The sequence below is a fragment of the Rhizobium sp. BT-226 genome, from assembly GCF_025847085.2.
GTDB classification, from domain to species: Bacteria; Pseudomonadota; Alphaproteobacteria; order Rhizobiales; family Rhizobiaceae; genus Rhizobium; species Rhizobium sophorae.
This window is the reverse complement of the sequence record NZ_JAOYTI010000002.1, coordinates 1,351,698-1,369,130: the sequence shown is the minus strand read 5'-3', so window position 1 is coordinate 1,369,130 and position 17,433 is coordinate 1,351,698. Positions and strand designations below refer to the sequence as shown.

General features: G+C 61.1%; 18 protein-coding genes, 1 tRNA gene and 1 pseudogene. 16 read left to right on the top strand and 4 right to left on the bottom strand.

Annotated features, from left to right (window positions below; genetic code table 11):
- The first annotated feature begins 64 nt into the window (after positions 1-64).
- The 4 genes and pseudogenes from OIU37_RS16985 (at position 65) to OIU37_RS16970 (ending at position 4,460) form a co-directional block, all read left to right on the top strand.
- The gene (locus OIU37_RS16985) at positions 65-1,585 is read left to right on the top strand and encodes an ATP-binding protein (protein ID WP_171601779.1); all 1,521 of its coding nucleotides are present in this window, start codon (positions 65-67) and stop codon (positions 1,583-1,585) included.
- Between the two features lie 122 nt (positions 1,586-1,707).
- Positions 1,708-1,784, top strand: a tRNA-Arg gene (locus OIU37_RS16980).
- Between the two features lie 590 nt (positions 1,785-2,374).
- Positions 2,375-4,246 carry an adenylate/guanylate cyclase domain-containing protein gene (locus OIU37_RS16975; RefSeq protein ID WP_180693925.1) on the top strand — a complete coding sequence of 624 codons (1,872 nt, stop codon included), beginning with the start codon at positions 2,375-2,377 and terminating at the stop codon, positions 4,244-4,246.
- A 30-nt stretch (positions 4,247-4,276) separates the two neighbouring features.
- Positions 4,277-4,460 (top strand): annotated as a pseudogene (locus tag OIU37_RS16970) (hypothetical protein).
- A gap of 92 nt (positions 4,461-4,552) precedes the next feature.
- Here OIU37_RS16970 and OIU37_RS16965 read toward each other — a convergent pair.
- The 3 genes from OIU37_RS16965 to OIU37_RS16955 all read right to left on the bottom strand — a co-directional run bounded on the left by OIU37_RS16965 (position 4,553) and on the right by OIU37_RS16955 (position 5,635).
- On the bottom strand, positions 4,553-4,804 hold the full coding sequence (locus OIU37_RS16965) for a hypothetical protein (protein ID WP_312864197.1): 252 nt from the start codon (positions 4,802-4,804) through the stop codon (positions 4,553-4,555).
- The gene (locus OIU37_RS16960; protein ID WP_168314397.1) at positions 4,801-4,995 is read right to left on the bottom strand and encodes a hypothetical protein; all 195 of its coding nucleotides are present in this window, start codon (positions 4,993-4,995) and stop codon (positions 4,801-4,803) included. The genes OIU37_RS16965 and OIU37_RS16960 overlap by 4 nt, the downstream gene beginning before the upstream one ends.
- A 214-nt stretch (positions 4,996-5,209) precedes the next feature.
- Entirely contained in the window at positions 5,210-5,635 is a 426-nt protein-coding gene (locus tag OIU37_RS16955; RefSeq protein ID WP_168307900.1) for a hypothetical protein, read from the bottom strand.
- Positions 5,636-5,911: 276 nt separating this feature from the next.
- Here OIU37_RS16955 and OIU37_RS16950 point away from each other — a divergent pair, with 276 nt between their 5' ends.
- Positions 5,912-6,499 (top strand): hypothetical protein, encoded by a 588-nt coding sequence (locus OIU37_RS16950; protein WP_264258112.1) that lies wholly within the window; start codon positions 5,912-5,914, stop codon positions 6,497-6,499.
- 64 nt (positions 6,500-6,563) lie between these two features.
- On the opposite strand, the gene OIU37_RS16945 is transcribed toward OIU37_RS16950, so the two are convergent.
- Positions 6,564-7,286 carry a bifunctional 2-polyprenyl-6-hydroxyphenol methylase/3-demethylubiquinol 3-O-methyltransferase UbiG gene (locus OIU37_RS16945; protein ID WP_180693923.1) on the bottom strand — a complete coding sequence of 241 codons (723 nt, stop codon included), beginning with the start codon at positions 7,284-7,286 and terminating at the stop codon, positions 6,564-6,566.
- Between the two features lie 261 nt (positions 7,287-7,547).
- Between OIU37_RS16945 and OIU37_RS16940 the strand changes: the two genes are divergently transcribed.
- The 11 genes from OIU37_RS16940 (at position 7,548) to OIU37_RS16890 (ending at position 17,271) form a co-directional block, all read left to right on the top strand.
- Complete coding sequence (locus tag OIU37_RS16940) at positions 7,548-7,868, top strand: hypothetical protein (protein ID WP_180693922.1); 321 nt, start codon at positions 7,548-7,550, stop codon at positions 7,866-7,868.
- A 189-nt stretch (positions 7,869-8,057) separates the two neighbouring features.
- A complete protein-coding gene (locus OIU37_RS16935) occupies positions 8,058-8,429 on the top strand; it encodes a cell surface protein (protein ID WP_180693921.1) in 372 nt (123 codons plus the stop codon).
- Positions 8,430-8,583: 154 nt separating this feature from the next.
- Positions 8,584-8,889 carry a hypothetical protein gene (locus OIU37_RS16930; RefSeq protein WP_180693920.1) on the top strand — a complete coding sequence of 102 codons (306 nt, stop codon included), beginning with the start codon at positions 8,584-8,586 and terminating at the stop codon, positions 8,887-8,889.
- Positions 8,890-9,180: 291 nt separating this feature from the next.
- Positions 9,181-9,852 carry a class I SAM-dependent methyltransferase gene (locus OIU37_RS16925; protein ID WP_180693919.1) on the top strand — a complete coding sequence of 224 codons (672 nt, stop codon included), beginning with the start codon at positions 9,181-9,183 and terminating at the stop codon, positions 9,850-9,852.
- A gap of 19 nt (positions 9,853-9,871) precedes the next feature.
- Positions 9,872-10,507 carry a TetR family transcriptional regulator gene (locus OIU37_RS16920; RefSeq protein WP_180693918.1) on the top strand — a complete coding sequence of 212 codons (636 nt, stop codon included), beginning with the start codon at positions 9,872-9,874 and terminating at the stop codon, positions 10,505-10,507.
- Positions 10,508-10,815: 308 nt separating this feature from the next.
- Positions 10,816-11,712, top strand: coding sequence for an aldo/keto reductase (locus tag OIU37_RS16915; protein WP_264258111.1), 897 nt, complete (start codon positions 10,816-10,818; stop codon positions 11,710-11,712).
- Between the two features lie 629 nt (positions 11,713-12,341).
- On the top strand, positions 12,342-13,619 hold the full coding sequence (locus OIU37_RS16910; protein WP_171601768.1) for an alpha/beta hydrolase: 1,278 nt from the start codon (positions 12,342-12,344) through the stop codon (positions 13,617-13,619).
- A gap of 177 nt (positions 13,620-13,796) precedes the next feature.
- The gene (locus OIU37_RS16905; protein WP_264258110.1) at positions 13,797-15,047 is read left to right on the top strand and encodes an FAD-binding oxidoreductase; all 1,251 of its coding nucleotides are present in this window, start codon (positions 13,797-13,799) and stop codon (positions 15,045-15,047) included.
- A 9-nt stretch (positions 15,048-15,056) separates the two neighbouring features.
- The gene (locus OIU37_RS16900; RefSeq protein ID WP_171601766.1) at positions 15,057-15,767 is read left to right on the top strand and encodes an SDR family oxidoreductase; all 711 of its coding nucleotides are present in this window, start codon (positions 15,057-15,059) and stop codon (positions 15,765-15,767) included.
- A 15-nt stretch (positions 15,768-15,782) separates the two neighbouring features.
- Positions 15,783-16,820 carry a 4-hydroxyproline epimerase gene (locus tag OIU37_RS16895; protein ID WP_171601765.1) on the top strand — a complete coding sequence of 346 codons (1,038 nt, stop codon included), beginning with the start codon at positions 15,783-15,785 and terminating at the stop codon, positions 16,818-16,820.
- Between the two features lie 28 nt (positions 16,821-16,848).
- Positions 16,849-17,271 carry a hypothetical protein gene (locus tag OIU37_RS16890; protein WP_171601764.1) on the top strand — a complete coding sequence of 141 codons (423 nt, stop codon included), beginning with the start codon at positions 16,849-16,851 and terminating at the stop codon, positions 17,269-17,271.
- The last annotated feature ends 162 nt before the right edge of the window (positions 17,272-17,433 follow it).

The following is a 17,433-nucleotide window of genomic DNA, read 5'->3' as shown; positions in this document are numbered from 1 at the left end:
CTTGGTCTAATATAGAGCTCAACGGTAAGGGCGGCCTGGGTGCTGCCGATCGGGCGAGACGAGAATGCCGATGAGAGATCAGGGCGACAATCCTTCGGCGGAAACCCCGGCGGCCGGCGAGGCCGCAAGGGCGCCGTGCCCGTCTGCCGGCTTGTTCGGCGGTCTTTCCGGCAAGCTGCTCTGGCTCACCGTCTTCTTTATCATGCTCGCCGAAATTCTCATCTTCTTCCCCTCGGTCGCCAGCATGCGCGTACGCTGGCTGCAGGACAGGCTGAATACGGCCGCTGCCGCCGCCATCGTCATCGATGGGCTGCAGCCGGTCGAACTGCCGCGCGCGCTGCAGAAGGAGACCTTGGAGGCGACCGGCACCAAAGCGATCGTGCTGCGCAAGGAGGGCACCTCGCGGCTGTTGGCGACGACCGATATGCCGACCTCCGTCGACGAATCCTACGATCTCACCGATGTGCCGCCGGTAACGGCGATACGCGACGCGCTCGACACGCTGGTCTTCGGTGGCGGCAGGATGATCCGCGTCTATGGCCCCGTCGGGGAAACCAACACCGGCGTCGAGGTGGTGATGAAGGACAGGCCGCTGCGCAGGGCGATGTTCGTCTATTCCCGCAATGTCCTGTTGTTGTCGGTGCTGATCTCGCTGTTCACGGCGACGCTGATCTTCTTTGCGATCAACCGCATCCTCATCGGCCCGATCCGCCGGCTGACCGGCAGCATGCAGCAATTCTCCTCCGATCCTGACAACCCGGCCCATATCTATATCGGCGACGGCGGCCGCGACGAACTGGCGGTCGCCGGCCGCAATCTCACCTCGATGCAGATGGAACTGCAGAAGACGCTGAAGCAGCAGAAGAACCTTGCCGCTCTCGGCCTCGCCGTCTCCAAGATCAATCACGACATGCGCAATATCCTGGCCTCTGCGCAGCTGATGTCGGACAGGCTGGTCGATGTCGACGATCCGATGGTCAAGAGCTTCGCCCCGAAGCTCTTGCGCACCATCGACCGCGCCGTCGGTTATACCACCGAGGTGCTGTCCTACGGCAAGGCGAGCGAATCGGCGCCGCGCCGCCGCCATATCCTGCTTTTGGAACTGACCCAGGAGGTCAAGGACATATTGGCGATCGATCCGCAGAGCGGCATCGAATTCGTCGAGCAGATCGGCGCCGATCTCAAGGTCGATGCCGATGGCGAGCAGCTTTTCCGCGTCATCCACAATCTCTGCCGCAACGCGTTGCAGGCGCTGACCGCGCCGGGCGAGGGCGGCCCGGGGTCTATCCGGCGCATCACCGTTTCCGCCCAGCGGGTCGGCAGCGTCGTCAGTATCACGGTAGACGATACCGGCCCCGGCATGCCGCTGAAGGCCCGCCAGAACCTCTTTGCCGCCTTCCGCGGCTCCGCCCGCTCCGGCGGCACCGGCCTCGGCCTGACCATCGCCCGCGAGCTGGTGCTCGCCCATGGCGGCACGATCGCGCTGGTGGAAAAACCGACGGTCGGCACGCAGTTCCGCATCGAGATCCCCGATCGCCCGGTTTCGCTGGAGGATTACCGCAGCCGGACGCACATCGAAAAGTGACAGGGGTTCGCAAGGCGCGGCTGCTGGCAGACAAAGAAGCGATTTTTTCAGAAATGCTCTTGCATTGTCCCGAAGGACGTTTTAGAGGATCGCCACGCAAGCGGCACCGCCGCATTTTGCACGCACCCGTAGCTCAGCTGGATAGAGCACCAGACTACGAATCTGGGGGTCAGGAGTTCGAATCTCTTCGGGTGCGCCATTTCCATACAAAGAACTGGGCACTCCTGCCGCAGCCGCTCCGCTCATCACGAAACGCTCCTGAACGTCCCGCCTTCCGTGGATGCGGATTTCGTCGTCATCGACTTCGACCTGATCGATAACGGAGCGAAGGTAGGCGCGGCGGAATGGTATCGGCCCTTGCGTTACGTTCTCCCGCATGAGGCGGGCGAACGCGTCGGTCTTCTTCTCAGTCACGCGCGTGTCGGGACGCTACGGCGAAGGCTCGCTCCAGCGCGGCCTTCGCGTGATCGCGCTCGTCCTTCAGCGAAGCGATGCGGCCCTCCTGCGAGTGACGATCGCTTGCGCGAAGAAAAGCGGGCTCTGGAATATACCACCAAAGCAGGGGCTGCCCGTGTGTATTGCCGTCGCCCTCATCGGTACGGCGACGGGACGGCTCCAGACGAAGTAGAGGCCGGCGGACCGCCAATTGACGGACCGTCTCAATATTCACGCATTTATGAGCTGTAGTGATTACCGCTTCCCGAATTGCAGGACTAGTCTGAATGATCGCCGCACACTAATTGTTAGCAGTGCCGGCCGTGTGCCAGGCCACTCCGTTGGGAGGCTGAAATGCAACGCAAGCTCGCGGCAATCATGGCCGCTGACATCGTCGACTATAGCCGGCTGATGGCCGAGGACGAGTCTTCCACCTATGCGGAGCTGCGCACCGTTTTTGACCACCTGATCGACCCCACTGTCGCCCGCCATGGCGGAACCACCTTCAAAACGATGGGTGACGGCTTCCTTGCGATGTTCCCGAGCGTCAACGAGGCCGTTGATGCGGCACTTGCCATCCAGCAAGGTTTTGACGACGGGCCTTTCAAGCTGCGTATCGGCATCAACCTCGGTGATGTCATCGAGGATAATGGCGATGTCTATGGGGATGGGGTGAACGTCGCGGCCCGGCTTGAAGCCATGGCCGAGCCCGGCCAGATATTCGTCAGCGGCGCTGTGGTGATGGCCGCCGAGCGCAACCGCGGCGATCTGTTCGCCCGGCTCGGCCGCAGGCGCGCCAAGAATATTCCCGAGCTGCTTGAAGTGTACCGCGTAAGGCGGGCGGACTCTCCCCGGTCGATCTGGCAGCAGGTGCCACATGTCCTGCGCTGCAGCGCGGCGCGCTGGTCTTATGGCGTTGCTGCCATCGCTCTCATTCTCATCGGCACCCAGATTTCACCCCTTCCGCTGGCAGCGATGGTGAGCGGCATCCCAACTGCACTCTCTCTAGACCAGACCCGTCGAGACCCCAGACCCTCGATTGCCGTCATGCCGTTCGCAACCATGAGCGGTAGCGGTGACCAGCCTTACTTTGCGGACGGACTGACCGAGGACGTGACCACGGCGCTCGCTCGTAATCCCGAGCTTCAGGTCATCGCCCGCGATTCCACTTATGCGGTGCGCGGTCAGGAAACGGATGTACGCAAGCTCGCGGCAAAGCTTGGCGTTGATTACGTGGTTGAAGGCAGCGCGCGCCGGGAAGGCGACCAGCTCCGCGTTTCGGCGCAGCTCATTGATGTAGGCACGGGGGCGCACTTGTGGTCGCGCAGCTTCGACAAGAAGGTTGCTGACGTTTTCGCCGTCCAGAGCGAGCTCACCACGGAAATCGTCGCGCAGCTCGCGCCTTATATCGGTCGAAGCGAAGCGGCAGCGGCGGCGCTGCGGCCGACGGATAATCTGCAGGCCTATGATCTCGTCTTGCAGGCCCGCAACCGTTACCGGCACGGCGCCACTGACCATAACGCTATTCTCGATGCCCGTGGCCTGTATCAGCGCGCCCTGGAAATGGACCCGGCTTATGCCGCAGCCCGCGCAGGCCTTGCGCTGACCTATATCGGCGAAGTGGCGCAAAGGCCCGGCGGTCAGGCGGCCGCGCCCGAGCTGGATCTGGGTCTCAGTGAGGCGCGGCAGGCCGTGCGGCTCGATCCCAATCTCGGTTTTGGATATCAGGTCATCAGTTTCGGACTTGCACTGCAGGCGGACTATTCCGGCGGACTGCAGGCGGCGCAGCGCGCGGTCGAACTGAACCCCAACGATCCCGACAGCATGATGGCGCTGGCAAAGGCGCAGGTTCGGTTTGGAGAGTATTCAGACGCTGTCGCCAATGCCGAGCGGGCGCGCCGACTGCACCCGATGGCACCGGAATATTATGCCTATGTGCATGGTCAGGCGCTTTATGCCGATGGCCGCCGCGAAGAGGCGGCCACGGTCATCAGCGAGTGTCTTGTCAGAGCGCCCCGCGATGCGAATTGCCTGCTCATCCAAGCCGCTTTGCAGGGTGGAAGTGGAGAGATTGAAAAGGCGCAGGCTACCATGGCGAGCCTTGTTGAAGCCCATCCGGCATTCTCGCTGGAGGCGGAAAGGGCTTATCGCCGGTTCGGCGACAAGCCCTTGATGGAAGAGTTCCTAGAGGACCTGGCAAGAGCCAAAGCGCCGGAGACGGCTTGACGTTCCTGTCAGCGTCGCGGTTTTAGAACGATCCGTTCGTCGACAGAAGGCGACGATGATCTCTGGGTCGCTGATCCGGACGCCGGCACGGTAGTGCCTCTTCCGTCTCCCAAGTCGGGCTGGCTGAAAGCGGTGACCGACCTTCGCGCGACCGGGTCAATTGTGACGAAGGGCGTCTGCGGAGGCAGCATTGTCTGGCCATTATGATGGCTGATCGCGTATAATCTCTGCGTCATCACGCTTGATGGCGGGCCGAGATGACCGCTCGCCGTCCAGCGCCAAATAGGCGCCGCACGGCGCGTCTCCTCATTCCTTGATCGGGATTCCGGCTTCGATCGCAGCGTCGATGAACGCCTGTCGCGCCTCTTCCCGGTTTCGTTTGCCCGCGGTGCCATAGGCCGTGAGGGAATTCCGATAGAGCAGGTTCATCTGATAGCTGTCGGCAAGGCCCGCAATGCCTTCCGGCAAATCGGCGCTGAGGGACCAGCGGACCCGCATGCCGTCTTCATCCCGCGACAGGACGGTCATAGTCTGGCGAAACGCGCCGCGCGCCGTCACCGGCGGGCGCCTGATTTGTCGAACCAGAATGACATATCGGTCTCGGTCGCTTTTTGAACGCGGTAGCTGCGCTCGACGCCGGTCGCTGGCGCGTAGCCGGGGATCGTGACGCCGCCGGCGGACCATGCCGGATGGGAGAGTATGAGGCAAACGCAAAACCAGACGAATCTCTTCCAGTGCAGTGATGTCACGCGGGCATGGCCTCCGAACATTGAAGGTTGTGGCGCGCCGTCCGGCTGCCGGCCGCGAGCTTATTGGCTGATGAAGAGAATGGGTAGTGCCAACGTTACAATAATCGTTTTGCGGGAAATTGCTTCAGATTTTCAAGATTGAGATCGGGAGATCAAGGTTAAGCACTTCTCATCGGCCGCTCCAATCTCTGCCCCAAGACAGCGAAGCGAAAAACTATTGAGCGGTCGGGTGGTCTCTCAAATAGTCTTCCCTTTCTTCCTTCCCGACCAAAGATGAGTAATAGCCGCTGCAAACCAGATATGAGCACTCATCCGGGTTGCCCGTTTGCCATCCCGGCTGGCAGAGTACAACGCGATGGAATTTGGCGTTGCAAAGTCCGTGGTTTGCTAAGAGCCGCGGATCGTTTCCGAAATACGCGCTTATGGCTTTCTCGCGAGTCCAGGCAGGAACGATTTTCCAATCAGCGTCACCGCCCTCATCGCTCACGTTGGCGGTCGCACAGAACGCCCAGTTAGATATCATGATCGGCTGATCGCAGGGAAAGGCTTGGACGGCACTTGCCAGTAAGATCGAAAACAATGCCGGCAATCGCCGGACGCAAACGACCACGCTCTTCTTCCCCATACCGCTTATTCGCATCGCGCTTCAACCCCGAGATTCATTGCAGCGATGCTAGCAGAAGGGACTGGATAATATAAGATCATAACTAGGAATATTTTCCTAGTTCATGGATCGTTCTTGCGCTAGGTTTGCCGCTATTGGAACCACGGACTGTTAGATGCTGAGCAAATTTTTTCTCAGGAATGAGGCGATGGCCCGGACGAGCTTTGGCCGTCACGCGCTGCATGAACGGAGTTCCCGCAACAGGCTCGGGAGGGCGGGCGGATACCGACCGACAACACCGGCGAGGGGCTGATGGCGGAATTCAACCCTCGCGACAAAAGCCGAACCAGTCAAGGAAAGACGCGGGCGATGGTGCGCAAGCATACCGCCCCGCCGAGCGGAACGGATGACGGCAGTCTTCGCTGGCAATGGTTCACCATTCAGCTGCTGGAATCTGCGGCCTTCACCACATTGAGTGCGAATGCCTGCCGCGCCTTCTTCCGCATCGTCATCGAGCACACGTCGCACGCCGGCCTGGAAAACGGCAAGCTTGTCGTGACCCATCCTCACTTCGTGTCTTACGGCGTGACCGGCGAATATGTGGCCGATGCGATCGATGAGCTCGAATATAAGGGGCTGATAAAAGTTCGCCGCGGCCTGGTGGGCAGCGGGGTCGCGCATCCCAACCGGTTCACGCTGACTTTTGTCGGTGACCATGAGGGTGCGCCGCCCACCGACGAGTGGAAGCGATGCACGGCGGAAAGATGCCGGAAATGGTCCGAGACCGACCGCAAGATTGCCGCCGACAAACGCGGGCGCGTCGGCAGGAAGAAAAAAGCCCCACTTCGGAATCCCGAATTCCCCCCGCTTCGGGATTCCGAAATTCGCCGCGCTTCGTGAGCTGTGCAGGTGAAGAAACGTTGAATGAATTCAATGCCGCAACCAATTTCGGGATTCCGAAGTGCTATATAGATCTTGGTTGGGAGTTCTGTCGAAGGCACTTTGCCACGATCAGAAACTCCGTCTCCCGACCCCCGATCTTCCCGGCCGAAACCGTGCGAAGCAGAAGGCCGAAAGCTTCATAGAGCCAATAAAGCGGGGGAATTCGGTCCTTGAGCGCATGCACCTGTGTCGACACATACTCGCCGACGAATACGACATCCATGCCGAGTTCTTTCAATGTCCCCGCAATCTCTGAATGGGATGCCTCTGCGGCATGCTCGACGCGAAAGGGGGCATAACCCGGCTTTCCGGCGTTTTTCTGCCTGAGCACGTAGCGATAGAACAAGACGTGGGTCCACCAGGGCGTCAGATCGGTGAAGATCCCCTTGGCTGAGTTCAAGATCGGGCCCTTGACGAACACCAGTCCACCGGGAGACAGGGTGTCATGGGCTCTCAACAAGGCAGAGCGCGGGCTTTCCAAATGCTCGAGAACGTCCCAGAAGACGCAGGCGTCGAAGTGACGATCTCCATAGTCGATGGTTTGAGCATCGCCGAGGATCCGCTCAGCGGCGTCCTTGTTCTTCTCGAGCTGCTCCTTGGAGATATCGACAACGGTATATCTCGCTCCTTTCAAGGGGATATGCGTGCGGGAGCCGCCTCCGACCTCGAGGATATTTGTGTCTGTCTTGCTGGAAAAAGCTGATTGTGCGTGCGACAGCGCGTCGTTTACCCACGGCGAAACCATAATCTTTCTCTCCCGAAAAGATTAGCGTCTACGACTATAAGTAAGCATTAATATAATATTTAAGCAATATTTAAACTTTCGAGGCGCTGCCGTTCTTAGCCCACATGGCTGACAAGGATGGATATGCTGCTTACCCGTCCGGCCGGAGTTGGCAGGCGAGCGGCGGCTTTTGCCTCGAAGATCGGTTTGCCTAGTTTCGCGCAACCTTGCGCATGTATCCGCAGGTCTGGTGATTCAGAGGCGCTTCAGCCGGAGGAATGCATGGCGGTGGGAATTTTTCGGGCTCTGGCTGTCCTGGCGATGATGACGACCCTTGGCGGCTGCATCGACCATGCCAATGATCCCGTGCTCCTGGCGGTCGGCGTGCCGGTCAATCCGCCTGCTGTTGCGCACGGCCTTTGCATGACCGACGGCAACGCCATGTATGACGAGGCGAGGAAGCAGTATCAGCTGCGCGCCCAGCTGACCGGCTATGCCGGGGCCGATGAGTTGGAAGCCGAAACCACGGCGCGGGCCGCCGCCCATCGCCAATATGTCGCTTGCCTCTCCGGCCAAGGTTACCGGGCATTATACGCGAATTGAGAACAGAGAATTCACGTTTCGTCGCCAGCGCCGTTCGAGCCCTTTCCTGATCGCGACTTTTCACGCTTTTCGGCGATTTAGTCACGCCGGATCGCCTGCAATCACGAGTTTTGGAATTGCGTGTGAGCCATGGAACTCCGCTCATCTGAAAGGCATTTTCCCGAGATAAATCCATAAGGAGGGTTTATCATGAAGATGTTCAGACTTGCCCCATCCACCGCCGCGCTCGGCGCCCTTCTCGCCCTCACGTCGATCATCCCCGCGCAGGCAGCACCCGTTCAGACGGCTCGGCCGCCTGCGGTCTCGGACGTAAAAATGGTGCAATATAAATCACATGCCGGGTCCTGGCATGGCTACCAGGGCTTTCGCACGGAGCGCCCCGGCACCCGCCGCCATTCCGATGGCTACTGGTATCCGCTTGCCGCCTTCGGCGTCGAGGCCGGCACCACGGGCTCTATCGCCCGCCCGCCGGTGAACAGGCCGGCAGCTGAGGAAATGTGCAACCCTACGTTTTCCGGATCGATCGGTCCCGGCAGCATGCCCTGTGATAACGGCTATTGAGCCGGCAAATGAAAAAGGCGGCGATGAGCCGCCTTTTTCTTGATCGGCCCGCCGCTCACATATCCGTGACCTCTGCTTTAGCCCCGTAGTATGTGACAGATCGCCTTCCTAACTCCGGGGCGTAAATTCCACGAATCCTCCCAAGGAGACGATTATGACCACGAGTTTCAAGAACGGCCTGATGGCCGCTGCCTTCGGCGCAATCCTCGGCCTTTCGGCCTTCTCGGCCACGGCAGCTCCCCTCCAGTCGAGCGCGACGGAGCAGGGTGCAGCCGAGCGTCCGGTTGCCCAACAACAAACCACGGTTGAGCACGACAGGCGCACGACCGGTTCGATCGGCGATCGCAGCTCGGAAACCTCAGGTCCGATGACGCCTTACATGATGAACCCGAAGAAGCCTCTCAAGATGGATTGCAAGCTCGGCTTCAACCCGGGGAGCGGCTCCAGCTGCAATTACTGACGAGACGCTTCGGCGTTCGCGATAGTGAGCGGCCCGCAATGGGCCGAAGGGGCGGCCTCAGGGTCGCCCTTTCGCATGTGGGGTGACTGGTTGCGTTGGGTCGATTGTCGCCCGCCTGAAAATGTTGCGCTGAATGCAAAAATGCAATAAGTACAAAATCGGCAAGCTGTTGACGCTGGGTGTTGCGAAAAGCCGGAGCGACGAGCGTTGACGCCTCTGCCTTGGAATTGCCATGCTCGCCGCGATGGTCCTTTTTCATAATCAATCGAATTTCAGACAGGTGGGATAGTCATGACTGCAAAGGCCGCATGCTCCGATTTCCTGCATTTTTTCCGCTCCTGGGTCAGTAACCCGCTTCGGGTCGCGGCCATCGCGCCGTCGGGGGATTCGCTTGCCAGAATTATGACCAGTGAAATTGCCGCACTCGACGGGCCGATTATCGAGCTCGGCCCGGGAACCGGCGTCTTCACCCGGGCGCTGCTGGCGCGCGGGGTGAGTGAAGCGGATCTGACCCTGATCGAGTACGGCCCGGAGTTCATCTCATCGCTGCAGGCGCGTTTTCCGACGGCGCGTGTGTTGCAGATGGATGCCGCCCATCTCGCCCATGCCGATATTTTCGAAGGCGAACCGGTCGGCGCGGTTGTTAGTGGCCTGCCGCTGCTCTCCATGTCGCCGCGCAAGATCGCCTCGATCCTGGCCGGCGCCTTCGCCTACATGCGCCCTGGCGGCGCCGTCTATCAGTTCACCTATGGTCCGCGCTGCCCGGTGCCGCGGCCGATCCTCGACCGTCTCGGTCTGAAGGCGGTGCGCATCGGCGGTACGGTCCGCAACCTGCCGCCGGCCTCGGTCTACCGGATTTCGCGCCGCAAGCCGCTGGAACTGTCGCGCGAGCGCTTCAGCTATCGTGAGAGCGGGGCCGACATCGACGATGTCGCCGCCTTTTCCAACGAAAGCCGCGGCTGAACGATGATGCCGGACCGGAATGGCTGAGGACAAGCGGACGGAAGCGACGGAAGGCAGGCGGGAACGCAAGCGGCGGCAGACGCGCGAGCGCATCGAGCAGGCGGCGATGGCTCTCTTTCTGCAGCGCGGCTTCGACGCCACGACGATCGAGGACATCACCGAGGCGGCCGATGTCTCCAAGCGCAGTTTCTTCGATTATTTCCCCTCCAAGGAAGAGGTGGTTTTTGCCTGGCAGGATGCCTTCGCCGATCGCCTGATGGCGGCAATCGCCGCAAGGCCGGCGGACGAATCCTCCGTCACCGCGGTCGAGGCGGCGATCACCGCAACCGTCATCGCGGCCGTCGACGAGCCTGGTCTGGCGCTTGGGGACCTCATCCATCGCACGCCGGCGCTGAAGGCCCGCGACCAGCTGAAATACGCCAAGCTCGAACAGAAGCTCGCCGAGGCGCTGCTTCTGCGCAAGGGAGGGGATCCGCTTGAGCGGCCCCGCATGCGCGTCCTTGCGGCAACCGTCATCGGTGCGCTGCGCGTCGGGGCTGAGCTCTGGCAGCAGCGCCCGCCAAGTGCTTCGCCGCAGGATTTCGCCCGGGAGATTTTCGCCGACCTCTGGAAGATGCTGGCGGAATTCGGCGACGAGGCAAAGACCAGGCGTTGACGTGGGGCCGCCTGAGCCTCCGTGTGTACTTTCAACGACATCAGCTCGATGTCGATGTTTCCGCTCATCCCTGTCATCAGGCCCTGTTATCGGAACCGGGCCGTCCTATATCTGCAAGCGTCGCGGCGGCCGCATTCTGATGATCCCGCGACAGGCGGATCATCACCATGCCGGGCATCGCTTTCGATCAGGGCAGACATTCGCACTCGAAGGCATCTCCGAAAGCCTCGGCATCCGTGCCGCGGCTGTTCAACCGCATCTGACCGTTCGACCGATTTCAATGATTGATTGATAAGAGAGGAAAGACCATGTCCAGTTACAACGCAGCCCCATACAACGCGGCAAAGTCAGGTACCTTCAAGATCGGCGGCGATATCGAGATCAACCGTCTCGGTTTCGGCGCCATGCGCGTCACCGGCAAGGGCATCTGGGGCGAGCCTTCCGATCATGCCGAATCCATCCGAACGCTGAAGCGCCTGCCGGAACTCGGCGTCAACTTCATCGATACGGCCGATTCCTACGGTCCCGATGTCTCCGAATGGCTGATCAAGGAGGCCCTACATCCCTATGGCGGCAAGTCTGTCATCGCCACCAAGGGCGGCCTGACCCGCCACGGCCCCGATATCTGGCTGCCCGTCGGCCGTCCGGAATATCTGATCCAGCAGGCGCATAAGAGCCTGCGCAATCTCGGCGTCGAGCAGATCGATCTCTGGCAGCTGCATCGGATCGATCAGAAGGTGCGGGCCAAGGAACAGTTCGATGCGATCAAATCGCTGCTTGATACCGGCCTCATCCGCCATGCGGGTCTGAGCGAAGTATCCGTTGCCGACATCGAGGCCGCCTCGAAGCATTTCAAGGTTGCGACCGTCCAGAACCGCTACAATCTCGTCGACCGCACCAGCGAGGACGTGCTCGATTACTGCGCCAAGCACAATATCGGCTTCATTCCGTGGTATCCGCTGGCCGCCGGCGACCTCGCCAAGCCCGGCTCGCTGCTCGATACCATCGCCAAAAAGCACAATGCAGCACCCAGCCAGATCGCGCTCGCCTGGGTGCTGAAGCGCAGCCCGGTCATGCTGCCGATCCCCGGCACCTCCAAGGTCAAGCATCTCGAGGAAAACGTCGCGGCCGTCGACATCACCCTCTCGAACGAGGAATTCTCGGCCCTCGACGCTGAGGGCAGCAAGGTCTTCAAGGCTGCTTGACGGGCAAACCCAAGGCTGTCCGGTTTGCGCTAGTCGCTGCCCCTCACCCTAACCCTCTCCCCGTTCTGACGGAGAGAGGGGACGTGCTCTGCGAGAGGTAACGGGAATCGAGAGGGCGCGGCATATCCCCTTCGCCCCGTTTACGGGGGTCCGAAGGACGGGTCGAGACCTGTGGCTCGACCCCGGTCGGTGCCGGCAGCCGGATGAGGGGCAGTTCCCCAGGCCGGGGCCACAATTTTCGGCATAATTTGACCATCCGGTCAAACATGCTGCAAAATGAGGCGGGCGTCTGTTATTTTGAGGGCAAGCATTGCGTCCAGCGCATTGCTGCATTGCGGTATTTTCGCTATTCCGAATCAAAAGAATTGGCTATTACTATCTTCGTAAGCAGCGCACTCCTCCTCCCAGCGCTCTTACATCGGACTGACAACACTCCTCCTCCCAGTTGTCAGTCAGGATCAAGAGCCCGGCGCACCTCCTCCCGCGTCGGGCTTTTTTCTTTTTTCCCAAGTCTCTATTTTCTCATGCCCAAAAAGGCTTTCACCTCTCGCGGTTTGACTCGGCAAGCCCCGTCGGACTATTTGAACAGGCGCCGCCTGTCCGGTGCGTGAACCGATTGGAGTTTGGTGATGATCGGCAAAAGAGGCGGCTTGCCCGCGGCTCTGACAGGTCTTCTGGTTGCAACGATGGCGCTCACCGGCTGCGGCGGCAGGCCGGTCGGTGTCATGCAGGCGGCCGGCACCGCGGCCCCCGGTACCTCCAAGGTCGACCTGCTCGTTGCGACGACGCGCGCTGCCGACGACAATCCCGCTGTGCTATTCTCCGGCGAACGCGGCACCGGGCTCGCCGTCAATGCCGTCGAGGTCTCGATCCCGCCGGAAGCCAATCGCAAGGCCGGCCAGGTGCAATGGCCAAGCCGCTTGCCGGCCGATCCGTTGCGCAATTTCGTCACCGTTTCGGTCGATCCCCTGGAAGGCGAGCGGGCCGGCGAGACCTGGTTGAAGACCCATATGCCGAAGAGCCGCCGCGTGCTGGTCTTCGTCCACGGCTTCAACAACCGTTATGAGGATGCCGTCTACCGCTTCGCGCAGATCGTTCATGATTCGCATGCCGACGTCGCTCCGGTCGTCTTCACCTGGCCGTCGCGCGGCAGCATCTTCGATTATAATTACGACAAGGAAAGCACCAACTATTCCCGCGACGCGCTGGAGGAACTGCTGACCCGCACCGCCGCCAATCCCGCTGTCAGCGACATCACCATCATGGCCCATTCGATGGGCACCTGGCTGACGGTCGAATCGCTCAGGCAGATGGCGATCCGCAACGGTCACGTCGCACCGAAGATCAACAATGTCATCCTTGCCTCGCCGGATCTCGATGTTGATGTCTTCGGCCGCCAGTTCGCGAGCCTCGGCAAGGAAAGGCCGCACTTCACCATCTTCGTCTCGCAGGACGATCGCGCTCTGGCGCTGTCGCGGCGCATCTCCGGCAATGTCGACCGGCTCGGCCAGATCGATCCCTCCGCCGAACCTTACCGCAGCAAGCTCGAGGCGGCCGGCATCACCGTGCTCGACCTCACCAAGCTCAAGGGCGGCGACCGGCTGAACCACGGCAAGTTCGCCGAAAGCCCCGAGGTGGTAAAGCTGATCGGCGACCGGCTGATTGCCGGCCAGACGATCACCGATTCCAATGTCGGTCTCGGCGAGGCCGTCGGCGCCGTGGCGATGGGCGCTGCCCAGACCGCCGGAAGTGCGGTCAGTGTTGCCGTCAGCACGCCGATTGCGATCTTCGATCCGCGCACGCGGCGCAACTACGACGCCCAGCTGAAGCGTCTCGGCCAGTCGGTGAACAACACCGTCGGTTCGGTCGGCGACAGCGTCGGCGCCGGCTTGCCGGAAAGCCAGTAAAGTTCCACAGAGCAATTCCAGGCAAAGTGCGAAGCGGTTTTGCCGGGAATTGCGTAAAACAATAGGTTAGAGCGATTCTGCGTTTCCATGAAAAGCTGAACCGCTCTAGGCATCACCGCCGTTGTGATATATCAGATTCATCGCGGCAATCTTGTCTGCCGTGCGATGGGTTGATTCATGGCGGATGAGACGAAGAAAAGCGTAGTCGTCGTCGGCGCGGGCGTGATCGGCGCCTCGATCGCCTTCGAGCTGCAGCGGCGTGGTTTGCAGGTGACGCTGATCGACAAGGGCGAGCCGGGACGTGGCACCTCTTTCGGCAATATGGCGAGCATTGCGCTCGATTTTGCCGCCGGTTCCGGCCCTTCGACCTGGAAGAAAATCCCCGGCTGGCTGCTCGATCCCGAAGGCCCGGTCTGGCTGCGTCCCTCCTATGCCGCCAGGATGCTGCCCTGGTTCCTGCGCTTCCTCGCTGCCGGCCGGCCGTCGCGTCTCCGAGAGATCGAGGATGCCGGCATGAGCCTGTCGAACCGGGCGCTTGGCGATTTCAGGGAGATGCTCCAGGCGATCGGCGCACCCGACTTGATGACCGAAGAAGGCTGTCTGGCGATCTATGAGACGGAGGCGGAATTCGCCGCCGATCGCGGCCACCTCGCCATGATGCAGCACTACGGCCTCGAATTCGAGGTGTTGAGCAACGGTGCCATTCAATATTACGAACCCACTTTGTCGCCGGCGATCGCCAAAGCCGTGCTGCTCCCCGACAACAAGTCGATCCGCGACCCCTATCAATTGGTGGTCACACTCACCGAAGCCGCAAAGGCTGCGGGCACGACTTTCGTCTCCGGCACTGTGCGGAATATCGAGCGCAGGGGCGATGGCACCGCCGTCGTTCTCCTCGAGGATAGCCGCCGCATCGAGGCGGGTTCGGTGGTGCTTGCCGCCGGCGTCCACACCCGTTTCCTTGCCGAAAAGCTCGGCGAGCCGATCCCGCTCGAAACCGAGCGCGGCTATCACACGCAGATCATGAAGCCCGGCATCGCGATGCGCTATTCGGTGATCTGGCCGCACCGCGCCTTCATGGTGACGCCGACGGCGGGCGGCATTCGTGTCGGCGGCAATGTCGAGCTCGCAGGTCTCGATGCCGCGCCGGATTTCCGCCGTCCGCGGGTGCTGGTGCGCCATGCCCAGCGTGCGCTGCCGGGCCTGAAGGTCGAGGAGACGACGGAATGGATGGGGCATCGTCCGGCGCTGCCCGATACGATCCCGATCATCTCGCCCTCGTCGAAGATGCCCGGCGTTTTTTATGCGACCGGCCACGGCCATCTCGGCCTGACCTTTTCGGCAACGACAGCGCTGGTGATCGCCGATATGGTGACCGGGCTCAAACCATCCCTCGATATGACCCCGTTCCGCATAGACCGATATTAGGAGGCCCCGATGTCCGATACCACTAAACCCGTAGCGCTGATCACCGGCGGCGGCCGCGGCATGGGCGAGGCGATCGCTCGCGAGCTCTCCGCCCAAGGCTATCAGCTGGCGCTGATGTCGCCTTCGGAAAGCTGCGAGAAGCTGGCGGCCGAACTTGGCGGCGTCGCCTCGCGCGGCGTGGCCGAAAAGGCCGAGGATCTCAAGGCGATCTTCGACCTGACGATGAAGACCTATGGCCGCATCGACGCCGTCGTCAACCTGAGCGGCCATCCGCCGAAGGGCGACCTGCTCGATATTTCGGATGAGAACTGGACGCTCGGTTCCGACATGATGATCCTGTCGCTGGTCCGCATGGCCCGCCTGGTGACGCCGGTCATGCTGAAACAGGGCAAGGGCGCCTTCGTCAACATCACCACCTTCGCCGCTTATGAGCCGACGCTGGTCTTCCCGGTTTCCTGCACCTACCGCGCCGCTGCCGGCGCCTTCACCAAGCTTTATTCCGATCGTTATGCGGCCGACAATATCCGCATGAACTGCATTCTGCCGGGTTATATCGATAGCTTGAACCACAAGCCCGGGACCGCCGAGACGGTCCCGATGAAGCGCATCGGCTATGTGGAGGAGATCGCCAAGACCGCGGCCTTCCTGCTCTCCGACGGCGCGGGTTATATCACCGGCCAAAATATCCGCGTCGATGGCGGCGTCACCCGTCACGTCTGATCTGGAGTTTTCGATATGAGATGGAAGCGCACGATCCAGTTGCTGGATGTCCATGCCGAAGGCGAGATCGGCCGCGTCGCGATCGGCGGCGTGCCGAAGATCCCCGGCGATACCGTGGCCGCGCAGCTGCATTGGCTGAACACCGATCCGAAGGGTGACGAGCTCCGCCGCTTTCTCTGCCTCGAGCCGCGCGGCGCCCCGATCGGCTCCGTCAACCTGCTGCTGCCGGCAAGGCATCCTGAGGCGGATGCCGCCTTCATCATTCTGCAGCCGGACCAGGCGCATGCCAGCTCCGGCTCGAATTCGATCTGCGTCACCACGGCCTTGCTCGAATCCGGCATCGTCGAGATGAAGGAGCCGGAGACGATCGTCACGCTCGAAACCGCCGCCGGCCTCGTCAAGGCGACGGCGACCTGCCGCGACGGACGCTGCGAGAAGGTGAAGCTCACCATGGTGCCCTCCTTCGTGCATGAGCTCGATGTCGGGATCGACACGCCGCATTGGGGAAAGATCAAGGCCGATATCTGCTATGGCGGCATTTTCTATGCGCTGGTTGATGTCGGCCAGATCAATCTGACGATTGAGAAGGCCAATGCCGCCGGCCTCGTTCAGGCCGGGATGATCCTCAAGGAGCTGATCAACCGCGACATCAAGGTCGTCCATCCCGAGATCCCGGCGATCTCAGGCGTCGCCTATGTCATGTTCCGCGATACCGAAGCCGACGGCACGGTGCGCACCTGCACCACCATGTGGCCGGGCCGGGCAGACCGTTCGCCCTGCGGCACCGGCAATTCCGCCAATCTCGCCACGCTCTATGCCCGCGGCAAGGCCAAGGTCGGCGACACCTTCACCTCGAAATCGATCATCGGCTCCGAATTCGAAGTGGGCCTCCAGGCGGTGACAGAGGTGGCCGGCCGCCCCGCCGTCATCCCCACCATCACCGGCCGCGGCTTCACCTTCGGCCTGACCCAGGTGGCCCTCGACCCCTTCGATCCGCATCCGGGTGGTTTTGCGCTGACGGATGTCTGGGGGCCCGCGGCGGGAGAGATTTGAGCGTTTATCGGAAACATATTGGATCTCAATGAGCTATCCCGGCCGGAGACTTCCTTTCACGGTTGAAGTTGGGAAACATGGGGAGCCTCCGCCGCTCAATGTTTCTCATCTGTCGGAGGGCCGCATCGTTCTGATTGGGGGTAGCCGGATATCGGGCACGTATGAACTTCGGCAAGAAATTACCTTTGTTGACGAAGGCAAACGTTGGGAGAACGAGGACCTGTACTCCAAGCTAGTCGATCTCAATTCGAATGGGGTTCCCTTTCAATTTCAACCAAGAGAAATGGGATCGCCTGATATGCTGATGGCCTGGTGGCAAGAGATCGGGAAGATCAAAGTGAGCTTCAAGGAGATTTTCTGGCGTAGTCCAGATGATTGGTTGCTCACGACGATTGAGCCTCCTGTCATCGGAACGCGTGGTTGGGCCGGACCCAAACCTTTCGGATGTTGAGTTTTGACCAAAGAATCTCGCTAGCGCGGCAATGCATGTGAAAAAGTTGGTCGCGGAACGCCGGGCTACGAGGATTTGAACGGGCTTCGCAATACGCTTTGGTCTTACCTTAATCACTATAAGTCGACCCTTTACGAGCACGGCATTGGTTTGCCTTTCTCT

Bases quoted from the DNA above. Each gene is read 5' to 3' on its own strand.
- OIU37_RS16985 (WP_171601779.1), top strand. From the start codon at position 65: ATGCCGATGAGAGATCAGGGCGACAATCCTTCGGCGGAAACCCCGGCG.
- OIU37_RS16975 (WP_180693925.1), top strand. From the start codon at position 2,375: ATGCAACGCAAGCTCGCGGCAATCATGGCCGCTGACATCGTCGACTAT.
- OIU37_RS16955 (WP_168307900.1), bottom strand. From the start codon at position 5,635: ATGCGAATAAGCGGTATGGGGAAGAAGAGCGTGGTCGTTTGCGTCCGG.
- OIU37_RS16950 (WP_264258112.1), top strand. From the start codon at position 5,912: ATGGCGGAATTCAACCCTCGCGACAAAAGCCGAACCAGTCAAGGAAAG.
- OIU37_RS16945 (WP_180693923.1), bottom strand. From the start codon at position 7,286: ATGGTTTCGCCGTGGGTAAACGACGCGCTGTCGCACGCACAATCAGCT.
- OIU37_RS16940 (WP_180693922.1), top strand. From the start codon at position 7,548: ATGGCGGTGGGAATTTTTCGGGCTCTGGCTGTCCTGGCGATGATGACG.
- OIU37_RS16935 (WP_180693921.1), top strand. From the start codon at position 8,058: ATGAAGATGTTCAGACTTGCCCCATCCACCGCCGCGCTCGGCGCCCTT.
- OIU37_RS16930 (WP_180693920.1), top strand. From the start codon at position 8,584: ATGACCACGAGTTTCAAGAACGGCCTGATGGCCGCTGCCTTCGGCGCA.
- OIU37_RS16925 (WP_180693919.1), top strand. From the start codon at position 9,181: ATGACTGCAAAGGCCGCATGCTCCGATTTCCTGCATTTTTTCCGCTCC.
- OIU37_RS16920 (WP_180693918.1), top strand. From the start codon at position 9,872: ATGGCTGAGGACAAGCGGACGGAAGCGACGGAAGGCAGGCGGGAACGC.
- OIU37_RS16915 (WP_264258111.1), top strand. From the start codon at position 10,816: ATGTCCAGTTACAACGCAGCCCCATACAACGCGGCAAAGTCAGGTACC.
- OIU37_RS16910 (WP_171601768.1), top strand. From the start codon at position 12,342: ATGATCGGCAAAAGAGGCGGCTTGCCCGCGGCTCTGACAGGTCTTCTG.
- OIU37_RS16905 (WP_264258110.1), top strand. From the start codon at position 13,797: ATGGCGGATGAGACGAAGAAAAGCGTAGTCGTCGTCGGCGCGGGCGTG.
- OIU37_RS16900 (WP_171601766.1), top strand. From the start codon at position 15,057: ATGTCCGATACCACTAAACCCGTAGCGCTGATCACCGGCGGCGGCCGC.
- OIU37_RS16895 (WP_171601765.1), top strand. From the start codon at position 15,783: ATGAGATGGAAGCGCACGATCCAGTTGCTGGATGTCCATGCCGAAGGC.
- OIU37_RS16890 (WP_171601764.1), top strand. From the start codon at position 16,849: ATGAGCTATCCCGGCCGGAGACTTCCTTTCACGGTTGAAGTTGGGAAA.